This is a genomic window from Phyllobacterium sp. (assembly GCF_037994425.1).
Classification (GTDB): domain Bacteria; phylum Pseudomonadota; class Alphaproteobacteria; order Rhizobiales; family Rhizobiaceae; genus Phyllobacterium.
Window position 1 is genome coordinate 1 of sequence record NZ_JBBNAM010000183.1, and the last position, 1,230, is coordinate 1,230.

Sequence of the window (1,230 nt, forward strand, 5' to 3'; positions counted from 1 at the left end):
GCATTAAGCTGAGCTTTAAAATGATGACGAAACCGGGCTTCCAGTCCACGATCCGACGGCGCGCCTACGTAATGATCCGCGAAGCCTTCGCCCAAAATGGCATCGGGTTTGCCTCACCAACGGTGCAGGTTGCCAGCAACCACGAGGATCATCCGGCCGGTGCAGCGATCGCCGCTGCCACAGATTCCATGGTTCGCAAGAAGGCTGCTGACCTGCAACTGAAATTGGTGGAGGGTGAAGGGTGAGCGAGAACCGCGACCACAGCCTTCAGCGGCCCCTGCTGGTTTCAATGCGACGCCCGGTATGCGCACGCAGGCAACATTCCAAGGACGCGCGGCACGTTCAAATTTGCTGTTGACGCACTGAAACTGTTTCGTGTCTCAGGTAGGTCAAATGACATCCAGACAAACAAGGCGTATCTTTTTCAAAGAGCTCTATAACCAGCTTGGGGTTGTTTGGCCAATCTTGTCCGGAATTCTTGTAGTGATGCTTGGCTGTGGGCTCTTGATTGGGCGAATGGAGGGTTGGAAGGTAATCGACACGTTATACTTCACCTTTGTTACCGGCCTTACCATAGGCTATGGCGATCTCACGCCGAGTCATAGTCTATCGCGCGTTCTGGCCATCGTGATCGGCTTTGCCGGGATCATCATGACCGGCCTCGTTGCCGCAGTCGCCGTCCAGGCGCTGCGAGCGACCGACATTGACACACCGGATGAGTGACAACGTCGTGGAATCAGTCCACGCGATATATCGTTAACGATCAGCACTTGGTGCTGCGAAAGAGGCGCAGCTTCGAGGAGAGGGGAGGGAACAAGCCGAGACTCGGCAAAATTCCAATCGTAAACCCACAGCGCACGATACTGCGCCAGAAGGCGCCTGCAAGGAAAGTTTGGAAGGTGAGGTCCAGCGCTCTCACTCAAGTAGAACACTGGACCTCAAGCCGAGTATTGGCCTCTCGACGTCGCGAGCTTGTTGCACCGCAGCGCACCTGTCAACCACAATACTGCGGTGGCCCACATATAGATAAACCGGTGGGCGGATGTGCTGAACGTCAATCCTTGCCGAGCAGGGCTTTCCAGATGATCGCACCGAGCGCAGCGCCGATCAGGGGGGCAACCCAGAACAGCCACAGCTGGCTGAGCGCGGCTGTCTCCGCAAACAGGGCGACGCCGGTCGAACGCGCGGGATTCACAGAGGTATTGGTCACGGGGATCGACACGAGGTGGA

General features: G+C 56.8%; 3 protein-coding genes. 2 read left to right on the forward strand and 1 reads right to left on the reverse strand.

The features are described from left to right. Together AAAB35_RS13220 and AAAB35_RS13225 are read left to right on the forward strand one after the other, a co-directional pair. On the forward strand, positions 1-245 hold a 245-nt coding region (locus AAAB35_RS13220; protein ID WP_340668734.1), incomplete at its 5' end, for a mechanosensitive ion channel family protein. 241 nt (positions 246-486) lie between these two features. Continuing rightward, the gene (locus tag AAAB35_RS13225; protein ID WP_340668735.1) at positions 487-723 is read left to right on the forward strand and encodes a potassium channel family protein; all 237 of its coding nucleotides are present in this window, start codon (positions 487-489) and stop codon (positions 721-723) included. Positions 724-1,054: 331 nt separating this feature from the next. Here the strand turns inward: AAAB35_RS13225 and AAAB35_RS13230 are convergent. Next, positions 1,055-1,230 (reverse strand): aquaporin (locus AAAB35_RS13230; RefSeq protein ID WP_340668733.1); only part of this gene is annotated, 176 nt, incomplete at its 5' end.